The organism is Acidilutibacter cellobiosedens (genome assembly GCF_004103715.1).
GTDB lineage: Bacteria > Bacillota > Clostridia > Tissierellales > Acidilutibacteraceae > Acidilutibacter > Acidilutibacter cellobiosedens.
Genome location: NZ_CP035282.1, coordinates 2910342 through 2931161, shown reverse-complemented (window position 1 = coordinate 2931161; position 20820 = coordinate 2910342). Strand labels below are relative to the sequence as shown.

Sequence of the window (20820 nt, the reverse complement as noted above, 5' to 3'; positions counted from 1 at the left end):
CAATTAATTATCAAATAAACAAAAATTATGTGTAAGAAATTTTTTTAAAAGTAGGATAAAAAGAAATAATTAGTTTTTTTATGATCTATGGGAAAGGCCTAATTTCCTTAATTTATTAATATTTCAACAGAACTTTTTTTATTACTAAATAAAAAGACATGGTATTATTTGCCTTTTTTAAAAGCAGAAATTCTCAATAGCGGTTTTGAGGTATAAATCGAATGATGCTAAAAAAACGTATATCTGAAGAAAATATTGATATCATGAATCCAAAAAATTTAAGATATTATTTAAGTTAAAACAGAAATTACGGTATTATTGTCGATATAATCGGAGGCTTCTTATTTATAACAAGAAAAATTAAATTGATTAAATTGTTTTTTTATCTGGGATATAAGAGAATAAATGGGTAATATGTAACTAACAATTTAAGGGAGGGAAAATTTAAATGAGGCAATAAATAAATCTTATCAAAAGCTTATAATATATATTGATAAATTATGAAGTTTTGTGTAGAATTAATGAATGATCACAATAAATTAAAGGGGGACATCAGCTTGAAAAAGAAGAAAATATTTGTAATTATTTTAATATGCATCATCGCGGTTATAGGTATATATATATATTCTAAATTTGCAGTTAAGAGAGAAACCAGCCTCCTTTCAGATACTATCGAGGAGAAAGTTGAAAAGTTAGCCGAACTTTCTGCTATTAAATACAATTATACTAATGTAGTTACGTTTAAAGATGCAAAACAATTTAAAGGTATTGATATACCATTTACAAGCAAAGGATTTTTAATTAAATATTCTGGGTATATTAAAGGGGGTGTAGAACTTAATAATCCCCAAATTGATGTAAAAGATAATCTCAGAGTATCTATTGTATTGGACAAGCCTAAAGTTTTAGAAAATGTAATAGACGAAGAAAGTGTTTATATATATGACGAAAGAGATTCGGTTTTTAATAAATTAAGTTTTAATGATTTGTACGATGCCTTAATAAAGGAGAAACAAAAAACAGAAAAAGAAATAATAGATAAAGGTTTTTTAAAAGAAGCGGAGAATAATACTAAGGAAATAATTTCGGATTTTCTTACATCCTTAGGATTTAAAGAAATCAAGATAGAATTTAGATAGTAATATGACAAAGAAATCCTTTGTCATATTACTATGGAATCAGGTAGCAATCAACTATTTCTCCATAATATAATGTATGATAATCTCCGTCTTTATAGCATTTTTCACATATTTCTTTGTCCATAACTTGTAAGTTTATATCATGTTTATATACTATTTTACATTCATAATGAAGGGAACAATTTTCTATAACGGGAGAGGGTGTGTTTATCCCATCTCTTAATATTAAATTACATTCCTTTATTTTATCTACATCTCTGCCGGATTTGGTTCCGCAATATATTAGCTCTTTATTCATGTCTTTTTCCAAAGGAATACTTACTGTGAAATTATTGCTGTTTTCAATAAGACTGTGAGTATACCTTGAATTTCTGACGGCTACAGTAAATATGGGTTTTCCCCATATAATTCCTATACTGCCCCATCCTATGGTCATTGTATTTATTTTTTCTTTACTTTTTACAGTCAAAAATAGGCCTTTTTCCATTTTATCCAGTACTTCTCTTAAGTATTTGTCGTATTTTATGTGTTTAATCATGATAACACCTTCCCAACTTTTAATTTAATTATATTTTACCACAACTGACTTAGATAATATTCAAATTATCCGACTATATTTAAGTTTTTGTTATGCTCAAAGGAATTTTTTTAGTTTTAAATAATTTTAGAGGGCATATACTGTATAAGAGGGGGATTGAATCTATGGGGAGGATCAAAATAATAATTTTTTCATTTATTATGATTTTAATTGTTGTGATTATAGGGAATTATATTCATTTGGTATTGGTAAAAGAGGATGATGAGGATACTTATTTAAAAAAAAATGAAGGAAATTTTGCTGTACTTATTGAAGTAGATATGAAAAGATTATCCCTCATTGATTTGGACAATAACGAGATTATAAAGGAATATCCGATAGCAACAGGAAAGGCCGGCAGCCCTACTCCTTTAGGAAGCTTTAAAATTATTGAAAAGGCAAGATGGGGAGGAGGATTTGGTTCAAGATGGATGAGGATTAATGTTCCGTGGGGGAGATATGGAATTCATGGTACAAATAAACCGGGGACAGTAGGATATAATGCAAGTGCAGGCTGCATAAGAATGAGAAATAGCGACGTAGAGGAACTGTACGATTTTGTTAAAGAAGGTAGTTTGGTAACTATAACTAATGGCGTCTATGGTCCTTTTGCTAATGGTTTTAGGGATCTTCGCCCAGGAGACAGAGGGGCTGATGTTCAAGAAGTTCAAAAAAGATTGAAACAGAAAGGATATTATTCGGGAGCTATTGATGGCATTTACGGAGAAGAGATGAAGAGAGGAGTCGTAAAATTCTTAAAAGATAATAAAATTCCTATTACAGATAAGATAGGATATGATATATATGAAAAATTGGATATTATACTTATGGACTGAATGGAGACAATAATATTTAAATAAAATATAAGATAGGTCAAAAGAGACCTATCTTACTTTTTAAAATGTATTTATCTACCAGTTCCTCCACCGCTAATGTTCTTCTGTGCCATCTCAACTAATCTCTTAGTCATATATCCACCAACATAACCGTTTTGTCTGGATGGTAAATTTCCTTTATCCATTGAATCGTAATTAGTCATTCCAAGTTCATTTGCTATTTCAAATTTCATTTGATTTAATGCTTGACGTGCAGCTGGTACTAAAATTTTGTTACTTCCACTGTTGTTATTAGTAGCCACCTTTTTTCACTCCTTTCAAGTAATTTAAATATAATTTATTGGTGTATTAGTATTATGTGTAGAAAATTTTCTTATAAACCATGTAAATTTGTGCAGTATTAATTTAAATTTCTATAATATCCATAGTTTTCAAATGTAATATTATTAAAATTGAGTAAGATTAGATATATATAATGAGACGGAAAGCAGGAATATAGTATTGAAAATAGGAAAATAGATTTTTGTAGTAAAAAACAGAGAAAAAGGAATTGAGAGAATCTAAGATGAAAGTATTCCTAAAATCGGTAAAAAGAATATAATTTTTTATTTCTTTTCTGTTGAAAAATACAAAAAAGAATTTTTTTATTTTTGGCATGTTTATTGCAAAGCATTATAAAGAAACGATTTAAAGACGCAGAAAGGGAGGAGACAGATGAGCAATTTTTATTTTGGAGAATGTGATACGGTAGAATTAGCAAAAAAATATGGTACCCCTTTGTATGTAATATCCGAAGATTATATTAAGGAGAGATGTGATGAAATCAAACATGATTTTCTTCTAAAATATAAAAAAACTATGGCTGTATATGCCAGCAAGGCATTTTTGACTAAAGAAATGGCAAGAATTATTGCGAGAGAGGGACTTGGCCTTGATGTAGTATCTGGAGGTGAATTATATACGGCAGTTAAAGTAAATTTTCCCATGGACAAAATAATATTTCATGGAAATAACAAAACGGAAGAAGAACTGGAACTTGCTATTAAAAATAATGTGGGAAGAATAGTGATAGATAATTTGAGGGAGATAGATTTAATTGAAAAAACAGCGGAAAAATATGACAAAAGAGTTAATATACTGTTTAGAATAAGCCCTGGAGTGAATAGCCATACTCATAAATATATAAGTACAGGTCAAGTGGATTCAAAATTTGGTATACCTTTAGATGATAATATAATTCACAGAGGGATTAAAAAAGTCATAAATTATAAACATATAAAGCTTCTTGGTTTTCACTTTCATATTGGCTCTCAGCTTTTTGAAAATGATACTTATATTAGAGCAGTAAGGGTAATAGCAGGACTTATGAAGGAGGTGAAAGACGAGCTGGGCTTTATAACTAAGGAATTAAATACGGGCGGAGGATATGGAATCCACTATGCAGGAAAAGGAGAAAGAAAACCCTTAAAATATTTTACGGATGCAATAATGGGAGAGTTAGAAAAATGTTGTACAGAATATAATTTGGAGAGGCCATTACTTATGATAGAACCTGGAAGATGGATAATAGGAGAAGGAGGAATAACTCTTTATACCATAGGAACTATAAAAAATATTCCCGGAGTTAGAACATATGTAGCGGTAGACGGAGGAATGCCTGATAATCCGAGACCTAGCTTATATAGCGCAAAGTATGAGGCAGTCGTAGCCAATAAAATATTAGATGAAAGGAATGAAATAGTCACGATAGCAGGGAAATGTTGCGAAACAGGAGATATTTTAATATGGGATTTAAAAGTACCTAAAATTGAATCGGGAGATATTTTAGCAATAATTTCTACAGGAGCTTATAATTATTCCATGGCAAGTAATTATAATAGAATACCGAAGCCGGCAGTAGTAATGGTAAGCCAAGGAAAAGATAAATTAATAGTGAAAAGAGAATCCTATGATGATATGCTAAAGAATGAGATATAATTTTGTGCTTTATATGCTATATTAAAAAATCCTGTATTTTATATTTTATTAATGTAAAATACAGGATTTTTTATAGCCCATAGGAAAATTCTAATTTTTTTAATTTAGTAATACTTCAATATGAGCCTTCTACTATTCCCCTAAAACTTGAACTTTGCAGTGCCTGTCACGTACTCTGTTCTGATCCCAGTCAACAAAATATATATATCCGACTCCGCCGATCTGAAGTTTTGAATCCTGAACAATAAATGTCTGACTTGATCCTATAAGAGTTCCTTTTAAATGAGCCTCTGTATTCAGTAATGATCTTCTGTCACCGTCCGGAACATATTCTGAACCTAATGTGTCACCAAAAGCTATATGTTTTGGCCCCGGATGATAATACTGGCGTTCAGTTACACACCTTGGGATGATCTTTTCAAGCACATTATTAAGGTCAACCTGAAGATATTCATCTCCCGCGTAGTTTCTGTCATGAGAATATTCTTCAAGAAATACTGAACAAGTCGTATGCGGTGAAGCTACTACGCATATTCCGTTTTTAATTCCGCTTTTTTCTACTATTTTTCTTACTTTATCCGTTATCTCAAAATATGAAACTCTGTTTCCATTTGATCTTAAAATCAATTCATCATTATAAACTGTCATGTCAATTCCTCCATTATTTCATTTTTTCCCTGTCTTTTTTAGCCTTAGCAATTGCCTGTACCATTTCTTCCAACATTTTTGCCTTGTTCGGAGCTTTAAGTATTCCGCTTGTTGCACCAGTTCCATCAGCACCGTTCATTATCATTTTATAGACATCTTCTCCGGTGGTTATTCCCGAAGCTTCCATAACCAGAATATTTCTATCAATTTCTTTTATTGAATTTACGGTTTGTGTTACATAGTGAGAATCACTTGTCTTTCCGGTACCAATTAGTGCGGTAGGTTCACATAATAATATATTGGGTTTTAACTTTGCAATAGCTTTGGCTTCCTCAATACAATCTGCACAGATAATTGTAATGATTCCAAGATCTTTTGCTCTTTTCGTAGTTTTGACTAAATCAACGAGTTTGAGTGAATGTTCAGCATGATTTAAGAATACTGCTTCCACTCCGGCCGCTTTTAATGATTCAGGAAGCACGTGACCCATTCCACGTCCCGGAATTAAAGGATCCATATGCTGTGCAGTTACCCTTATATATTTCGTATGAGCTTTTATATTTGCTAAGTCCGTATATGGTGCTGTAAAAAATATGTCAACTCCGTATTTTAAAGCGAGTTCATCTGCAGTAAGCGCCAGTTTTAGACTTTCTTCCCCATATAAATATGATTTTGGATTACATATGAAAAATGGTGTTTGTATTTTTCGCATGTTTTCGCTCCCTTATTTTTTGAATTTTTTTGTTCCAAACACATCATAATAATGTTCAAGGCATTCCTTCATGCCTTTCTTTTGAACATCTCTCAGTTCATAATAGTTATTCCAATTGCTGTCCTTTACTTTTTTATATGCAGCATTTACTAAATCAGTATAAATGTTTATTTTACATATTCCTTCTCTTGCGCATTTTGCAAGATTGTCATCACCTGTTGATGAACCTCCGTGAAGTACCAGAGGGATATCCACTGCATTTCTTATTTCTTTTAATCGCCCAAAATTTATAATTGGTTTTCCCTTGTAAATTCCGTGAGCGGTTCCTATGGATACTGCAAGGGAATCCACATCTGTAAGTTCAGTAAATTTTTTTGCATCTTCGACAGTTGTATAGATATTGTCACCATCATTACTGTTACTATAATTTTCTCCGCTTCCCACATGGCCTATTTCAGCTTCTACTACTGCTCCTCTCAAATGGGCATACTCAACGATTTCTTTTGTTCTCTTTACATTGTCTTGGAATGAGTCCATGGAAGCATCTATCATTACCGATTTAAACCCCTCATCTACAGCTTTCATTATAAGTTCCATAGTGGTACCGTGATCAAAATGAAGTACTGCCGGTATCCTTGTTTTTTTGCAGTAATATTTGCCTAAACATACGGCATCATCAAAGGGCAAGAAATTCTTATGTGCTTCTGCATATGCCAGAATAACCGGTAAATTTAGTTTTTCTGCCACTTCTATATAAGACTCGATAGAATTCTGATCTACAAAGTTTGGTGCCGGTATTGCAAAATTATTTTTCATCGCTGCCTTAAATAATTCTTTTGATGAAACTAACAAAGTATCATCTCCCTAAAAATTAATCGCTTAACATTAAACAACTAAATATTTAAATATACGGGTATTCAAAGTAATGCAATACCCGTATATAAATAAAATATTAGAAGAATCTGTCTTGCAATTTCCTGAGCTGAAATATCAATGATGATTCGTCAAGATCAACCATCTCATAAGTTATAACTTCGCCTTTCTTTACATTTTTTTTGAGAACTGTCTTTTTGTTTATTAATCCAAGGGGAACTGCATTTATTTTTTTTGCGGTCTTCGCAAGCTCGATTGTACCATATACTGTGTATCCGCCTATTCCGTCTAAATTCTGTCCTGCCTTTAAATCTTTCTTTGCTATAGTGATTACTTCTGAAACTGGTGCTCCCATCGGTACTATAGTTGATTGATGGTCCAATACGGCTTTTACCGCAGATAGTGGGGTCTCTAAACTTGCTAAATGATATGGCCTGTACAAAACATAATTTGGACCATCACCCATACTTAAGTATTTCATTTCAGCTTTTACAGTATCGAGCTTGCTCGATACGATTACGAATACCCCGGGGGCTACACCCTTTATATATTCAACAACTCCGTATTTGTTAAGCACTCCGCCTTCTTCCTTCAAACTAAGCACTGAAGTAAGCTCATTTACTTTTGCCTCTGCGCCATGAGCACCCCTTATATCCGGAACAAATCCCGTAGCATTTGACATACAGGTAAGTTCAACCATTGTTTTAGTACCGTCCTTGAATGATGCGAGCATATGAGGACTTACCCCTCTTCTTGTTGCTTCTTCCAGTACTGTATCAGGATTGCAGTCAAGATCTACTTTGTTATTTTTTCCCTTTCCTATTACTTTCACATCGAACCCTGCAGCATCTGCAAAATCATATAGTTCCTTTACAGCTCCTGGTTCGTCTCCTGCTGACCCTGTATAAACAACACCCGCATTATCGGCAAGCTTCTTGAGTAAAGGACCTATACACACATCTGTTTCAACATTAAGCATTACTATATGTTTTTTATTATCTATAGCATCAAGTGCAATTTTTGCCCCTACTTCTGGGACTCCTGTAGCATCTATAGCAACATCTACGAGATTTGCCTTTGATGCTATTTCAGAATTGTCGGTAACAATATACTTACCTTGTTCCATTTTTTCATTTGCTTCGGCTATAGTTGAAACTTTTGCTATATCATCACTTTTAACTCCAGCATTTATATATGCATTAAATGCTCTATCAAGATCTATGTCCGAAACAACTGCAGGTCTAATACCTTTCATTAACATTACTTGGCTTACCATGCCCATACCCATCTGGCCGGCACCGACTATGCCTAAATTAATATTTTTGCCTTTTTCTTCGAGCTCAGCTAACTTATAATTTACTCCTAACATTATTGCACATCTCCTTAATTAAAATATTCTATTAGTGTTGATTAGTTTTAACATCAAGAAATATACTTTTCTTCAGTCAAAACTGTACTTAAAGTGAATCTTCATATCATTTTTACATTTGTTCAGATTCTTTATCTTTGTTCTAAAGTATTTTACTTCGCATTATTTTTATTGTCAATATATTTTAAGATAATTTTATAATATTTCTATAAAATCACCGATTTTAACATTCGGCATATCTTCACCTTTAAGTTCAATCTGCCCGGGAAGTTTAACATCCGGACTGCCGCTGAATTTTAGTGTACAATGTCCTAACTGTTTAAATGTTTTATTTGCTTCATCTCCAACTGCGGTAACCTTATATTTTTTATTACCGATTATAAATAAATCTCCGACTTCTATTTCTGAATCAAATTTTTCTATAGTATGTAAAATTGATATTTCAGCTATTTCTTTCGGAGCATTATCATTAAAAATGATTACAAAACCCGATTTTAAAGAATCCGTAACCATTTCACCAAGTCCTGTTATTGTTGATTTATACTTCATAAAATACCACACCTTCTTTACATTTTAATAAAAATTTGGATTTTTATAACCCATAAGAAAGTTGAGTTTTCTTTAATACATACTTTCCCATGGGTTTCAAAAAAGGCTTCCTCAGTATATTAACGCTTTAATAGAAACCCTTTATAATTTAGGTCTGCAAATATGAATAAATAAAAACATCAAAAATTTATAGCCCTTATAGTTAGGAGAATATTGATACAAAATTTTTGATAAAAACATTATTCATATTTACAGGCCAATTTTCATATGATAGAATAAGATTGTTAAATTAATATTTATTAATATATCATGAAGTAAAAATATTTTGTTGTGTTTTTACTTTGTGATATTTTTTTATCTATGGGCATATAATCCAATGCTAAAGGCATATGCAATAAGTACTGCTATCGGTCCGGTTATAAGTCTTGAAAACAATACCGCGGGTACGCCTATTTCTATAGTCTCGGGTTTTGCTTCACCAAGACTTAGACCTACAGGTATAAAATCACATCCTGCTTGCGCATCTATTGCAAATAAAGCCGGAAGAGAATACTGAGGGGGTATATGCCCCAATCCGATTTCCGTTCCCACAAGTACTCCGACTATTTGAGCTATAACTGCACCTGGTCCGAGTAAGGGTGAAAGTATGGGAATTGCACAAATTACTGATATAATAAGTAATCCGGGTAATGATCCCGCATATGGTGATATTGTCTTTGCAATCCAGTTTCCAATGCCGGTTTTAAGTATAATTCCTACAATCAGTGATACAAATGCCATAAATGGAAGTATGTTCTTGATCACGGAATCTATTGTCTCTCTGCCGGCTTGATAAAATATTCCTACAACCTTTCCGGTACCCTTACCTATTTTGGTTAAAATATTTGTCTTCTCCTCATGAGAATCATACGTTTTTGCTTTTGTATCGGTTTTATCATCGCTATTTACTGCATAGGATTCTTCAGGAGCATCCTCAAATAGTTGAATATTTTCATTTTTTACACCTGACACATAATTGCTTTCTTTCATGTATTGTGCTAAAGGTCCTGATTGACCTACCGGAGTAATATTAACTGTCATTATACCTTTTTTGGGATAAACTCCACACCTTGCTGTGCCGCCGCAATCAACAACAGCTACGAGAATTTCGGATTCATCATCCACTCCTGTCTTAAATCCGTCTACAACATCGGCACCGGATAATTCGGAGATTCTTTTAGAAATTGGAGATATCCCTCCACCTGTTACATTTAAGATTATATGTTTTTTTTCTGTAGGTTTTAATATAAGAGGTCCTCCCCATCCATCATTGCCCTTTTCGATTTTAATGGTTCTGTACATAATCAAATTCCTCCTTTCACAACTATGCAGTTACTTTAACATTTTCTGAATTGCGTTTTACATTTTTCCTGCTTATCATAATGGATGTTATTTTTTCGGTCACAATACCTCTTATGAGAATTACTATAATACCTACTATAAAATATCTTATTGCCAAATCACCGAGACCGAATCCTAATTTTCTGATTCCGTTTGCAATCCCCATATAAACAAACAATTCGGCTGCATTTGCATGAGGGAAAAGACCTGTAATCGGATGAACAAACGATACTGCAGAATCGTAAAATGCCGGTTTATATTTTTCTTTTAGAAATTTTCCAAATGTATAACACATCGGGTTAGTCAAGAAAAATACCGATAACAATGGGAAAACGGTATATCTTGTGATAAAATTTTTTGTCGCAGATTGTGCTAACTTTTGTACTCTTTCTTCTCCGATTAATTTGACTACTGCATTTACTGCTGTCATCAAAACTATTAAAGTCGGAAGAATACCAGTGATGTTGTTTACAAATTGTTCACCTCCCTTTTGAAACAGGCCAATAAATGCCTGAGCACCATGAGCTAATGCATTCATTATAAGACTCCTTTCTTAAATATATTTATTAGTAAAACCTTTAGAAAAGGTTTACTTGCTTGTTTATAACTTGATTTTCAATTGATTCAACGGCTTTTAATAATGAACTTTTTACTTTTGTACTTTGATTTTCTAATTTGTTTTTTAAAGTATGTACATCTTGTCCAACATAATCATGATTTTCTTTAAATCGCGAAAATACGGTTCTACCTTTCATTTCCGTACAATCTGTAATGATACCCTTTTCATCACAGGCAAGGATAGTTATACTTCCTTGTCTTATATTTCCTTTTTTTATACCTATACCTATTGTACCTTTCTTGCTTAATTCTTTTATTTTATTCCTATAGTCTCTAAATTGAAAATAGGATAGTCCAAACTGAACTCCGATTAGTACAAATGCCAAAATAGCCAAATTAGCCATAAATATCTCCCACCTTAAACAAATTCATTTATTTTTTTTGCACAACTATAATTTGTTATAAGCACATTTATATATTTGCCCTTTATTGCGCCAATGATTGATTCTGATTTTTCATTTCCCCCAGCTACGCCTATAACTCTATCGATATTTTTAAGTTTTTGAAGTTCTATTCCAAATACTTTTTTGTTATCAGGAAATTTTTCATAATTACCATCAATATCAAAGAATTGCAGACAAATATCACCGACTGCTTTAAGTTTTTTTATATTTTTCATATATGCTGCATCAAAATATCCCGTTGCCATAAGGGTTGAGGTTTCTGTGGGCGCACCGATACCAACTATAGCGACATTCGCTTTATAGATATAATTTATAACTTCTTTCAAACTTTTTTCTTTTTCAAAATTTTCTTTTATATTTATATCTGAAATTACAGCCGGTGCATGAAGCAATTTGAATTTTCCCTTGAAAGCTCTTGATAAATCCATAACAATCTGATTAGCATGCAGTTCTATACCTATTTGACCCACTCCGCCAATTAACGGTATAAATGTGGCGTCAACTTTGGATTCGCTGCTGACGAATTTATATATTTCTTTCAATGTTGTACCCATTGATACACCCACAATATCTTTGTTCTTTAATATTCTTTCCAAATATCTTGCGGTTGCTTTGCCAAGCTCCTGTTTTAGAGTATTTTCATCATTTTCATCATTTACTATTATAACTTCCAAAAGTCCATACTTTCTTTCAATTTCATCTTCTAATCGTTCAAAATGATTATAATTCTCCTTAAAATCCTGTATCTGTATTTTTACAATACCTTCATCTTTTGCCTCCTTTAAAAGCCTCGAAACAGTCGGCCTTGAAATACCAAGAATATTAGATATTTCATTTTGGGTTTTATACTGCATATAGTACATTACACTGCATTTAATTAATAATCTCTTATCGTCTATAATTTTTCTCATTTAAATATCTCCTATAGTATTTTTACATATGTTCAGAGTTTTTATTTATGTACAATATTACTTTACTCCTATTATTAAATATGTCAATATATTTTAAAAAAGTTTTTAATAATCCTTTTTTCTACAACAAATCGATTCTACTGTAATATTATTAAAAATTGAGCAAGATTAAATTATATGGTAAAATAAAAAATATAATCATTATATTAAGAACAAAAAAATAATTTTTATAATAAAAGATAGAAATAGGAGTTGAAAACATGAGATTTACTAAAATGGTAGCAGCCGGGAATGATTTTATTATATTTAATGGATTTGAATATACCATAAAGGATTATGAAAAATTAGCCTTAAGATGTTGCGACAGACATTTTAGTGTAGGCGGAGATGGAATAATGATCTGCGAAAAAAGCAGTTGGGCTGATATAAAAATGGTATATTATAACTCAGACGGTTCAGAAGGTGAAATGTGTGGGAATGGAATAAGATGCTTTGCAAAATATGTTTATGAAAATGAGCTGATAGATATTAAGACATTTACAATAGAGACATTATCAGGTATTAAAACCGTAGAATTAGAAACAGACAAGGATAATAAAGTAACATCAGTGAAGGTTAATATGGGTTACCCTATATTTGAAAGCACTCAGATTCCTGTAGATATTAACAAGAAAAAAGTTTTGCTGGAAAATTTAAACATCGGTGATAAGAAAATTCAATTTTCTTCAGTACTTGTGGGAGTTCCTCATACGGTCATATTTGTGGATAATATAAAAGAGATAGACATAAATAATGTCGGAAGGAAAATAGAATTGAACAAAATATTTCCCAAGAAAACGAATGTGAATTTTGTAGAAATAATTGATAAAGGTCATATAAACATATATACATGGGAGAGAGGCGCGGGGAGGACGTTGGGCTGCGGAACGGGTTCCTGTGCCAGCGTAGTTATAGGAAATATTCTTGGAAAATTAAACAAGAAGGTGGAAGTTAATATGGAAGGAGGAAAAATTCAGGTATGCTTAAATGATAATTATGATATATACATGAAAGGCAGTGCAGAAACCATATGTATCGGAGAATTTTTGAATTTATAAATTTTATAAAATGGGATGGAAATTAAATTAGTTCATGCTTGAAAAACGCTTTCTTTTAGTTTATAATGAAATTGGCTTTGTAGTACAAGCTATAATTTTATAAGTAAAAATATTGAGTTTCAGCATGGGAAGGTGGAGGGTAAAAACATATACATTTTAAAATACATACCATATATGCATATAAAAACAAGAGGATAGAGAATCTAAATGTAGAGAGTGAAGAATGTTCAAAATGTAAAACAATCCATGATGGAGATATAAATGCGAATCAAGTGTGTCATGAAAAGACAAAAAATGCAATAAATGATATATAAATGGTAGACGATGGCGGGTCGAAAACTATCTGAATTATGTTTAAGAGATACAGATTTATAAGATTAATAAAGCAGGAATGTCATGTTTTAATCATGGGGGGTTTAATTAAATAAAAGGGTATAAAATTTAAGACTTTTATTTAATCGTTTTGTAGTTAGATGAAAGTCTTTATTATTTAAATAAAAAGGTTCATGCATTAAAAAATGAAAATTACAAAAGGAGGTATTATTTTGGAACAATTATTAGTAGGAATCGAAGCTCTGACCATTAAGCAGATAGCAATGTTTATTATCGGAGGTACACTTATATTCCTTGCCATAAAAAAAGGCTATGAACCGATGCTTCTTCTTCCTATAGGATTTGGCGCTATTTTAGCTAATATTCCCGTGGTTCCCGGTATTGCAGGAATAGCAAGTAACGAAGGGGTTCTTGGAATACTTAAAAATGCAGGAATAACCACCGAACTGTTTCCGGCTTTGATGTTTGTTGCAGTAGGTGCAATGGTTGATTTTACTCCTCTTCTTCAAATGCCGTCAATGTTATTCTTTGGAGCCGCTGCTCAATTCGGAATATTCATGACCATATTGTTTGCACTTATGTTAGGATTTAATATTAAAGAAGCTGCCTCTATAGGAATAATAGGTGCGGCAGATGGACCTACTTCCATATTTGTTGCCAGCAAATTTGCTAAGCATCTCTTAGGGCCTATTTCTGTGGCGGCTTATTCTTATATGTCATTGGTTCCTATTATCCAGCCGGCAATTATAAAACTTCTTACTACAAAGGAAGAAAGAAAAATAAGAATGGAATATAAAGAAGTAAAGGTTTCGAAGACGGTTAAAATATTATTTCCAATATGTGTAACTATTGTGGCGGGAATTATTGCACCAATAAGCGTAACTTTAATAGGACTTTTGATGTTTGGAAATTTGATAAGAGAATGCGGAGTGGTGGAAAGGCTTTCCCAAACTGCTCAAAACGAATTAGCAAATTTAGTTACTATTTTATTAGGAATCACAATAGGTTCTACCATGACTGCAGACGCTTTCATAAATGTTAGAACGGGAATGATAATGGCATTAGGTTTGTTTGCTTTTGTATTCGATACAGCAGGAGGAGTACTTTTTGCAAAATTTTTAAATTTGTTTGTTAAGAAGAAATACAATCCGATGGTCGGGGCGGCAGGGATTTCTGCTTTTCCTATGTCCGCAAGAGTTATTCAGAGATTAGCTAAAGAAGCGGATCCTACAAATTTTGTTTTGATGCAGGCGGTAGGCGCCAATGTATCGGGGCAGATTGGTTCTATAATAGCCGGAAGTGTAGTAATAGCACTTCTTTCTTAGGGGGATGGATATTATGTCTGAAGGGTTAAGGTTGCTTTTATATGGAATGATTACTACTTTTTTTATACTTATTGTGTTTTATTTTTTAATAAAATTGTTGAATAAGATTTTTCCGGAAAAATAAAAAAGGTCATGAAGAAACAGCCTCAATATTGGGGCTGTTTCTTATTTGAAATTTTTTCATTTTCTATAAGATTTTTTGTTATTTGCTCATTTGAATTGTCTTTATGTGATATATTTAATATACTATTTTCTAATCCTAATTCTCTGCTCATTTCAATTTTGAACTGTTCTATCGCAATTTTTGCATTGAAATCGATATTTTTCATTAAGTTCACCTCTTAAATGAGTTTGTGTATTTTATTTTCACCATAATATTTAATGAAATACAAGGAATATTATAGCTATTTATTTTAATAAAGGTTGATTATGTAATTATTGACTGAAATTTAAAAAATCAAATTAAATTGTTATAAAAAAATATGAGTTATCTGAGAATAAATAAGAGAAAAACTTTGCCTGATTTGTTATAATAAAATAAGCCAATAAGCAATAAAAAATAGAAACAATTTAAATAGGCATGGGAGTGAATTATATGATAATAGAAGCTCTGGGACTTTCATTAATTGTGGGGAAATTAAGAAAAGGTAAGATTAAAAATTTAGGTTTTTTTCGTATAAGGGGAAGTGGTTTTATTTTTTTTAGTTTTATTATTAATATTGCAAGTATACTGATTGCAAAACAGGAAAATTTTTTATCAATATTTATTAATGAAAATTTTATATACATACGCGGATTAGCTTATATTCTTCTTCTCATAGGTATCGGGCTTAATATTGAAGAGTTAGGAATGAAAATAATTTTTGCCGGTACAATTCTTAATTTTATATGTATCATTTTTAATAAAGGGAAAATGCCCGTTGCAATAAATGAAATGAATGGTTCATATTTTTTGGAACAAATAAGGATTCTCAAAGAAAATAAGTTATTAACTCATACTTTTGCTAATAGTAGCACTAATCTTTACTATTTAAGTGATATAATACCTATTTCTAAACCTTATTTTTTTCCTAAAATGATAAGCATAGGAGACATATTGATTTCTTTGGGTATATTTATATTGATTCAAAAATGGATGATAAATAAGAGATTTAATTCATTTGGGAAGAATATTGAAATATAATAATTGATGTGATATTATATTTTTATATGTTATAAAATTTCAGTTTTATGAACAAAATATTAGATATTGATAATTTATAGGGGGCTGTGAAATGTATATTGAAAAAGCAACTTTGTTGAATGAAACAGGACTTCATGCAAGGCCTGCGAGTTTATTTGTAAAGGAAGCTTCAAAATTTGAATCTGATGTTAAAGTTATGCTGGATGGAAAGGAATTTAATGCAAAGAGTATAATGGGAGTGCTAAGCATGGGAGCAACAAAAGGGGATACATTGGAAATAAAGGCTGAAGGGAAAGACGAAAAAGAGGCTGTAAAGTCTCTGGTGGACTTAATAAAAACCAAGTTTAATGAATAGGAGGCAGCTTGATGAAGGGAATAGGTACTTCAACCGGTATTTCTATAGGAAAAGCGTTTTTGAAGATAGAGCCGGAAATAAAAATTGTTAAGAAACATGTGGATGATCCGGAAAAAGAAATTCTAAGACTGGATAATGCTATAGAAGAAAGCGTTAAAGACATTGATGATTTGTATAATCATACTCTTAATACTGTTGGAAAAGAGGAAGCGGATATATTTAGTGCTCATTTAATGATTTTGAAAGACCCTGAATTTATTGGACAGGTTAAGAAAGAAATTAATAATAGTAGTGTTAATGCGGAATGGGCAATAAATAAGAGTGTGGAAGATTATTCTAACTTATTTGCAACTATGGAAGATGAATATATAAAGGAAAGAATATTAGACTTAAAAGACGTTTCAAAGAGATTGCTTTTTAAACTTCTTAATATTAAAAGTGTAGATTTATCCGAACTTAAAGAAGAATGTATAATAGTATGTGTAGATTTGACTCCTTCGGATACGGCACAGATGAGAAGAGATAAAGTATTAGGGTTTGTGACTGAACAGGGAGGCAGAACTTCTCATACGGCTATTATGGCAAGGACTCTTGAAATACCGGCTGTGGCCGGAGTTTCGGATATTACTAAAAAGGTTAAAGATGGCGATACGCTGATTATTGACGGCGAGAAGGGCGTTGTCATACTTAATCCTACTGAGAAAGAAATAGCAGAATACAAGGAAAAGAAAAAATCTTATGAAGAATTTGTTTTAAAACTGAAAGAAATGAAAGGAAAACCAACCTTATCAAAGGACGGAATAAAGGTTGAAATTGCAGGGAATATTGGGACGCCAAAGGACATAGATAAGGTTATAGAAAATGATGGTGAAGGAGTAGGATTATACAGAACTGAATTCCTTTATATGGATAACGATAAACTTCCAACAGAAGATGAACAATTTAAGGCATATAAAGTAGTTGCAGAAAAACTTCAAGGGAAACCTTTGGTTATTCGTACTTTAGATGTAGGGGGAGATAAGGAAATTCCATATTTAAATCTTCCAAAAGAAATGAATCCATTTTTAGGATATAGAGCTATAAGACTGTGCCTGGATAGAAAAGATATATTTAAAACTCAACTTAGAGCAATATTGAGAGCAAGTATTTATGGAAATGTAAAGATAATGTTTCCTATGGTATCTAACATAGCGGAATTGAGAGAAGCAAAAAAAATTCTTGAAGAAGTAAAAAAAGAGCTGGAGTCAAAAAATATTCCCTTTGCAAAGGATATAGAAGTAGGTATAATGGTAGAAATTCCATCTACGGCAATACAGTCTGATATCTTTGCAAAAGAAGTAGACTTCTTTAGTATAGGGACAAATGATTTGATACAGTATACTTTAGCGGTAGATAGAGGAAATCAAAATATTTCTTATCTATATAGTCAATATCATCCGGCAGTTCTCAGACTTATAAACATGACCATTAAAAATGGACACAAAGCAGGAATATGGGTAGGAATGTGCGGAGAAGCTGCAGGAGATGCTAAACTTATTCCTTTGCTGTTAGGAATGGGGCTTGACGAGTTTAGTATGAGTTCTTCATCTATACTAAAGGCAAGATGGACAATAAGCAAGACTTCCAAGAAGGAATCGGAAGAATTAGTTAATAAGGCATTAAATTTGAGTACTATTCAAGATGTAGAAGATCTTTTAAATAAGATAAATGTGGAATAAGAAATACTTTCACCGAAAGAGGCTGTTGCAAAACAGTTATGCCGAAAAGTAGTACACAGAAGATGCGCTTTGATTGGGCTTTCAAAACCGTTTCAAGGCGCATTCTCTTATATTTCAGGCTGTTGCTTTGTGCAATTTGCTATCTCAAATTTGTTTTGCAACAGCACCTTTTGATTAACTATAATAGTGCAAAATATTTTGCTTATGCAAAAAAAATATAATATTTTTGTTGATATGATGGCTTGTTATTTTATGCTAAATTTTATTAAAACAAGCATATTTCAGTATCTGGAGTATTTCTTAATTTTATAAGATAATTGGTACTATTTATGCATATATAATTTTATGATATAATTTATTAGTAGGTTATAATTAATAGTTATGTCATTAGTTACAGAAATAAAATTAAAGGAGGAAAGAAAATGTCATCATCTCAAGATTCTCAACAAAAAAATATTGGTAACAAGCAACTAAATTTGGGACGGCTCATTGCTATAATTGTGGGATCTACAATTGGATCCGGAATATTCAGCTTGTCCGGAGATTTTGCCGCAAAAGGGGCAAGCCAAGGGGCAGTGTTAATTGCATGGGCTATTTGTGGAGTCGGAATGATATCGTTATCATTATCTTTTCAAGAATTGGCTTTAAGAAAACCGGAACTAACAGGCGGAATTTATACTTATGCGGAAAAAGGCTTTGGAGGTTATGTAGGTTTTAATTCTGCTTGGGGATATTGGGTCAGTGCCTTATTGTGTAATGTATCCTACGCAACTTTATTGTTTGCAGCAATAGGATATTTCTTCCCTGTATTCGGAGAAGGCAATAATTTAATATCTATTGTTTGCGCTTCAGCTTTTATATGGTTTATTAATTATCTTTGTTTAAGGGGAACAAAGGAAGCGGCTACTGTAAATATAGTGGTAACCTTCTCAAAGATTTTACCTATATTTATATTTATTCTTGCTGTAATATTTGTAAGGGCTTTTGATTTTGGAATATTCAAACAGAACTTCTGGGGAGACGGCTCTATGCCTGTCATAGAGCAAATAAAAGCGACTATGGTAACTACTGTATGGTCGTTTATAGGTATTGAAGGAGCAGTTGCAATTTCAGGGAGAGCTAAAAAGTCAAGTGATATAGGGAAAGCAACTGTAGGAGGATTTTTAGGAATATTTATTATTTATGTATTGATTTCAGTATTGAGCATGGGTATTATGCCAAGAGCTGAGTTGGCGGAATTAGGAAATCCTTCTCTTGCATTTATTTTTGAGAAAGCAGTAGGAACATGGGGAGCTGTTCTCATTAATTTGGGAGTTATAATTTCTTTAGTAGGAGCAACCTTAGGATGGACTATAATTGCTTCTGAAATGCCTTATGTATTAGGTGTCAATGGGAAGTTCGACAAAGTTTTTGCAAAGGAAAATAAAAAGAATGCTCCTGCAAATGCATTATTCTTAACAAACGGCGTTATAGAAATGTTCCTGATAATTACTTTCTTTAATGCAAGCACCTATCAGATATTCTATGCATTATCCACAAGTATGATTTTAGTCCCTTATCTTTTAAGCGCTCTTTATTTGTTAAAGATATGCATAACAGGGGAGGCGTTTGAAAAATCCAAATCAAAGAATCATGCAGGAGTCACTATAGTAGCCTTAATAGCAACGATATATGCAGTTTGGCTTATTTATGCCGGAGGAATGGATTACCTGTTAATAACTTCTGTACTTTATGCTCCTGGAACAATAGTATATTATAGAAATAGAAAGAAGAGAAATCAAATACCATTTGAAAATAATTATGAAAAAGTTATATGCGGAATATTAGTGATATTAGCAGTTATATCATTAGTATTAATAGGTAAAGGAACGATAAAACCATTCTAATTTATTCACAATGATATAGTATTTTATAACCCAGAGAAAAGCTATATTTATTTTAATATAACTTGACTTTAAGTGGGTTTCAAAGAAGGCTTCCTTAATTTATTTGTATTTCAATGGAAGCCTTTTTATATTTTTTGTTTTTTTTGAAATACTATATTGATATACTATATATGAGAAAAAATAAAGGAGGATGATTAATTGAGCATAAGACTTTTTGTAATAGCGATTATTCCTGCGTTTGTTATAATATTTGGGATATATTTAAGTGACAGATACGACAGAGAACCTTTAAAAATATTGATGGCAACTTATTTACTGGGGGCCTTTTCCGTTATTCCTTCCATTATAGTAGAAGAAATGCTGAATTTCATAAATATTTTTCCCGGTATATTAAGCAATCTTTTTACTGCATTTATAATAGCGGGATTTACCGAAGAATACTTTAAAAGACTTGTAGTGCTGAAACTTCCTTACAAGACTAAATATTTTGATGAAAAATTAGACGGAATAGTATATGCGGTATTTTCTGCCATGGGATTTGCTACAGTTGAAAATATTATATATGTGGCATATAGATTTACCAATAATCATTATATAGGTTTATACAGAGGAATTTTTTCAGTTCCTGCTCATGGTGTATTTGGAATCACTATGGGGTACTATCTTTCCTTAGCGAAATTTAGCGATGATGAAAGAATCAAGAGGAAGAACATGAGAAGATCACTTTATATGCCTATGATTTTTCATGGAATATTTGATTTTATTCTTATGGCAGATATACCTCAAGTCACTTTAATATTTGTTCCCTATGTAGTATATTTATGGTGGTTAAACGAGAGAAAATTGAGCAGATATCTTTTTGACTCAAGATCCAAAATTATTGGTATAAAAAGAGAAAAATAAATGGATTGAAGAATTGTACAGAAATGT

Annotated in this window: 23 protein-coding genes; 11 read left to right on the top strand and 12 right to left on the bottom strand. The window is 31.9% G+C overall.

Features of this window, described 5'->3' with window-relative positions; genetic code table 11:
* The first annotated feature begins 557 nt into the window (after window positions 1-557).
* On the top strand, window positions 558-1139 hold the full coding sequence (locus tag EQM13_RS14085; protein WP_071140852.1) for a DUF4230 domain-containing protein: 582 nt from the start codon (window positions 558-560) through the stop codon (window positions 1137-1139).
* A 31-nt stretch (window positions 1140-1170) separates the two neighbouring features.
* Here EQM13_RS14085 and EQM13_RS14080 read toward each other — a convergent pair whose 3' ends face one another.
* Window positions 1171-1677 (bottom strand): flavin reductase family protein, encoded by a 507-nt coding sequence (locus tag EQM13_RS14080; RefSeq protein ID WP_071140853.1) that lies wholly within the window; start codon window positions 1675-1677, stop codon window positions 1171-1173.
* 164 nt (window positions 1678-1841) lie between these two features.
* Between EQM13_RS14080 and EQM13_RS14075 the strand changes: the two genes are divergently transcribed.
* Window positions 1842-2552: a L,D-transpeptidase family protein gene (locus tag EQM13_RS14075; protein WP_071140854.1), complete on the top strand. Its 711-nt coding sequence runs from the start codon at window positions 1842-1844 to the stop codon at window positions 2550-2552.
* Between the two features lie 71 nt (window positions 2553-2623).
* On the opposite strand, the gene EQM13_RS14070 is transcribed toward EQM13_RS14075, so the two are convergent.
* Complete coding sequence (locus EQM13_RS14070; RefSeq protein WP_071140855.1) at window positions 2624-2854, bottom strand: alpha/beta-type small acid-soluble spore protein; 231 nt, start codon at window positions 2852-2854, stop codon at window positions 2624-2626.
* A gap of 412 nt (window positions 2855-3266) precedes the next feature.
* Here EQM13_RS14070 and lysA point away from each other — a divergent pair, with 412 nt between their 5' ends.
* On the top strand, window positions 3267-4529 hold the full coding sequence (gene lysA, locus EQM13_RS14065) for a diaminopimelate decarboxylase (protein WP_071140856.1): 1263 nt from the start codon (window positions 3267-3269) through the stop codon (window positions 4527-4529).
* Between the two features lie 132 nt (window positions 4530-4661).
* Here the strand turns inward: lysA and EQM13_RS14060 are convergent, their stop codons facing one another.
* The 9 genes from EQM13_RS14060 to EQM13_RS14020 all read right to left on the bottom strand — a co-directional run bounded on the left by EQM13_RS14060 (window position 4662) and on the right by EQM13_RS14020 (window position 11993).
* Complete coding sequence (locus EQM13_RS14060) at window positions 4662-5177, bottom strand: YjbQ family protein (RefSeq protein WP_128753037.1); 516 nt, start codon at window positions 5175-5177, stop codon at window positions 4662-4664.
* A gap of 13 nt (window positions 5178-5190) precedes the next feature.
* A complete protein-coding gene (locus tag EQM13_RS14055) occupies window positions 5191-5889 on the bottom strand; it encodes a triose-phosphate isomerase (protein WP_128753036.1) in 699 nt (232 codons plus the stop codon).
* Between the two features lie 12 nt (window positions 5890-5901).
* Window positions 5902-6741: a class II fructose-bisphosphate aldolase gene (locus EQM13_RS14050; RefSeq protein ID WP_128753035.1), complete on the bottom strand. Its 840-nt coding sequence runs from the start codon at window positions 6739-6741 to the stop codon at window positions 5902-5904.
* Window positions 6742-6841: 100 nt separating this feature from the next.
* Window positions 6842-8131 (bottom strand): NAD(P)H-dependent oxidoreductase, encoded by a 1290-nt coding sequence (locus EQM13_RS14045; RefSeq protein ID WP_114218451.1) that lies wholly within the window; start codon window positions 8129-8131, stop codon window positions 6842-6844.
* Between the two features lie 195 nt (window positions 8132-8326).
* Entirely contained in the window at window positions 8327-8680 is a 354-nt protein-coding gene (locus EQM13_RS14040; RefSeq protein ID WP_128753034.1) for a PTS glucitol/sorbitol transporter subunit IIA, read from the bottom strand.
* A 354-nt stretch (window positions 8681-9034) separates the two neighbouring features.
* Complete coding sequence (gene srlE, locus EQM13_RS14035; RefSeq protein WP_128753033.1) at window positions 9035-10021, bottom strand: PTS glucitol/sorbitol transporter subunit IIB; 987 nt, start codon at window positions 10019-10021, stop codon at window positions 9035-9037.
* A gap of 22 nt (window positions 10022-10043) precedes the next feature.
* Window positions 10044-10598 carry a PTS glucitol/sorbitol transporter subunit IIC gene (gene srlA / locus EQM13_RS14030; RefSeq protein WP_128753032.1) on the bottom strand — a complete coding sequence of 185 codons (555 nt, stop codon included), beginning with the start codon at window positions 10596-10598 and terminating at the stop codon, window positions 10044-10046.
* A 40-nt stretch (window positions 10599-10638) separates the two neighbouring features.
* Window positions 10639-11022: a transcriptional regulator GutM gene (locus EQM13_RS14025; RefSeq protein WP_128753031.1), complete on the bottom strand. Its 384-nt coding sequence runs from the start codon at window positions 11020-11022 to the stop codon at window positions 10639-10641.
* 14 nt (window positions 11023-11036) lie between these two features.
* On the bottom strand, window positions 11037-11993 hold the full coding sequence (locus EQM13_RS14020) for a sugar-binding transcriptional regulator (RefSeq protein WP_128753030.1): 957 nt from the start codon (window positions 11991-11993) through the stop codon (window positions 11037-11039).
* Between the two features lie 260 nt (window positions 11994-12253).
* On the opposite strand from EQM13_RS14020, the gene dapF reads away from it, so the two are divergent.
* From dapF to EQM13_RS14005, 3 genes are all read left to right on the top strand, one after another.
* Window positions 12254-13090, top strand: a complete 837-nt coding sequence (gene dapF / locus EQM13_RS14015) for a diaminopimelate epimerase (RefSeq protein WP_128753029.1) — start codon at window positions 12254-12256, stop codon at window positions 13088-13090.
* 545 nt (window positions 13091-13635) lie between these two features.
* Window positions 13636-14748, top strand: coding sequence for a sodium ion-translocating decarboxylase subunit beta (locus EQM13_RS14010; protein WP_128753028.1), 1113 nt, complete (start codon window positions 13636-13638; stop codon window positions 14746-14748).
* A 13-nt stretch (window positions 14749-14761) separates the two neighbouring features.
* On the top strand, window positions 14762-14872 hold the full coding sequence (locus tag EQM13_RS14005; protein WP_159429067.1) for an OadG family protein: 111 nt from the start codon (window positions 14762-14764) through the stop codon (window positions 14870-14872).
* 22 nt (window positions 14873-14894) lie between these two features.
* On the opposite strand, the gene EQM13_RS14000 is transcribed toward EQM13_RS14005, so the two are convergent.
* Window positions 14895-15077, bottom strand: coding sequence for a hypothetical protein (locus EQM13_RS14000; protein ID WP_128753027.1), 183 nt, complete (start codon window positions 15075-15077; stop codon window positions 14895-14897).
* Between the two features lie 266 nt (window positions 15078-15343).
* Between EQM13_RS14000 and EQM13_RS13995 the strand changes: the two genes are divergently transcribed.
* The 5 genes from EQM13_RS13995 to EQM13_RS13975 all read left to right on the top strand — a co-directional run bounded on the left by EQM13_RS13995 (window position 15344) and on the right by EQM13_RS13975 (window position 20793).
* On the top strand, window positions 15344-15931 hold the full coding sequence (locus EQM13_RS13995) for a DUF5317 domain-containing protein (RefSeq protein ID WP_128753026.1): 588 nt from the start codon (window positions 15344-15346) through the stop codon (window positions 15929-15931).
* Window positions 15932-16022: 91 nt separating this feature from the next.
* Window positions 16023-16286 carry an HPr family phosphocarrier protein gene (locus EQM13_RS13990; protein WP_071140869.1) on the top strand — a complete coding sequence of 88 codons (264 nt, stop codon included), beginning with the start codon at window positions 16023-16025 and terminating at the stop codon, window positions 16284-16286.
* Window positions 16287-16297: 11 nt separating this feature from the next.
* Window positions 16298-18004 carry a phosphoenolpyruvate--protein phosphotransferase gene (gene ptsP / locus EQM13_RS13985; RefSeq protein ID WP_128753025.1) on the top strand — a complete coding sequence of 569 codons (1707 nt, stop codon included), beginning with the start codon at window positions 16298-16300 and terminating at the stop codon, window positions 18002-18004.
* A 422-nt stretch (window positions 18005-18426) separates the two neighbouring features.
* Window positions 18427-19890: a basic amino acid/polyamine antiporter gene (locus EQM13_RS13980; protein WP_128753024.1), complete on the top strand. Its 1464-nt coding sequence runs from the start codon at window positions 18427-18429 to the stop codon at window positions 19888-19890.
* Window positions 19891-20088: 198 nt separating this feature from the next.
* Window positions 20089-20793 (top strand): PrsW family intramembrane metalloprotease, encoded by a 705-nt coding sequence (locus EQM13_RS13975; protein ID WP_128753023.1) that lies wholly within the window; start codon window positions 20089-20091, stop codon window positions 20791-20793.
* The last annotated feature ends 27 nt before the right edge of the window (window positions 20794-20820 follow it).

What these genes read in the sequence shown, in the direction of transcription:
- EQM13_RS14025 (WP_128753031.1), bottom strand. Translation starts at nt 11,022, where the DNA reads ATGGCTAATTTGGCTATTTTGGCATTTGTACTAATCGGAGTTCAGTTT.
- EQM13_RS14060 (WP_128753037.1), bottom strand. Translation starts at nt 5,177, where the DNA reads ATGACAGTTTATAATGATGAATTGATTTTAAGATCAAATGGAAACAGA.
- EQM13_RS14020 (WP_128753030.1), bottom strand. Translation starts at nt 11,993, where the DNA reads ATGAGAAAAATTATAGACGATAAGAGATTATTAATTAAATGCAGTGTA.
- EQM13_RS14045 (WP_114218451.1), bottom strand. Translation starts at nt 8,131, where the DNA reads ATGTTAGGAGTAAATTATAAGTTAGCTGAGCTCGAAGAAAAAGGCAAA.
- EQM13_RS13980 (WP_128753024.1), top strand. Translation starts at nt 18,427, where the DNA reads ATGTCATCATCTCAAGATTCTCAACAAAAAAATATTGGTAACAAGCAA.
- EQM13_RS13995 (WP_128753026.1), top strand. Translation starts at nt 15,344, where the DNA reads ATGATAATAGAAGCTCTGGGACTTTCATTAATTGTGGGGAAATTAAGA.
- EQM13_RS14000 (WP_128753027.1), bottom strand. Translation starts at nt 15,077, where the DNA reads ATGAAAAATATCGATTTCAATGCAAAAATTGCGATAGAACAGTTCAAA.
- dapF (WP_128753029.1), top strand. Translation starts at nt 12,254, where the DNA reads ATGAGATTTACTAAAATGGTAGCAGCCGGGAATGATTTTATTATATTT.
- EQM13_RS14055 (WP_128753036.1), bottom strand. Translation starts at nt 5,889, where the DNA reads ATGCGAAAAATACAAACACCATTTTTCATATGTAATCCAAAATCATAT.
- EQM13_RS14005 (WP_159429067.1), top strand. Translation starts at nt 14,762, where the DNA reads ATGTCTGAAGGGTTAAGGTTGCTTTTATATGGAATGATTACTACTTTT.
- srlE (WP_128753033.1), bottom strand. Translation starts at nt 10,021, where the DNA reads ATGTACAGAACCATTAAAATCGAAAAGGGCAATGATGGATGGGGAGGA.
- EQM13_RS14080 (WP_071140853.1), bottom strand. Translation starts at nt 1,677, where the DNA reads ATGATTAAACACATAAAATACGACAAATACTTAAGAGAAGTACTGGAT.
- EQM13_RS14075 (WP_071140854.1), top strand. Translation starts at nt 1,842, where the DNA reads ATGGGGAGGATCAAAATAATAATTTTTTCATTTATTATGATTTTAATT.
- EQM13_RS14040 (WP_128753034.1), bottom strand. Translation starts at nt 8,680, where the DNA reads ATGAAGTATAAATCAACAATAACAGGACTTGGTGAAATGGTTACGGAT.
- srlA (WP_128753032.1), bottom strand. Translation starts at nt 10,598, where the DNA reads ATGAATGCATTAGCTCATGGTGCTCAGGCATTTATTGGCCTGTTTCAA.
- ptsP (WP_128753025.1), top strand. Translation starts at nt 16,298, where the DNA reads ATGAAGGGAATAGGTACTTCAACCGGTATTTCTATAGGAAAAGCGTTT.
- EQM13_RS13990 (WP_071140869.1), top strand. Translation starts at nt 16,023, where the DNA reads ATGTATATTGAAAAAGCAACTTTGTTGAATGAAACAGGACTTCATGCA.
- lysA (WP_071140856.1), top strand. Translation starts at nt 3,267, where the DNA reads ATGAGCAATTTTTATTTTGGAGAATGTGATACGGTAGAATTAGCAAAA.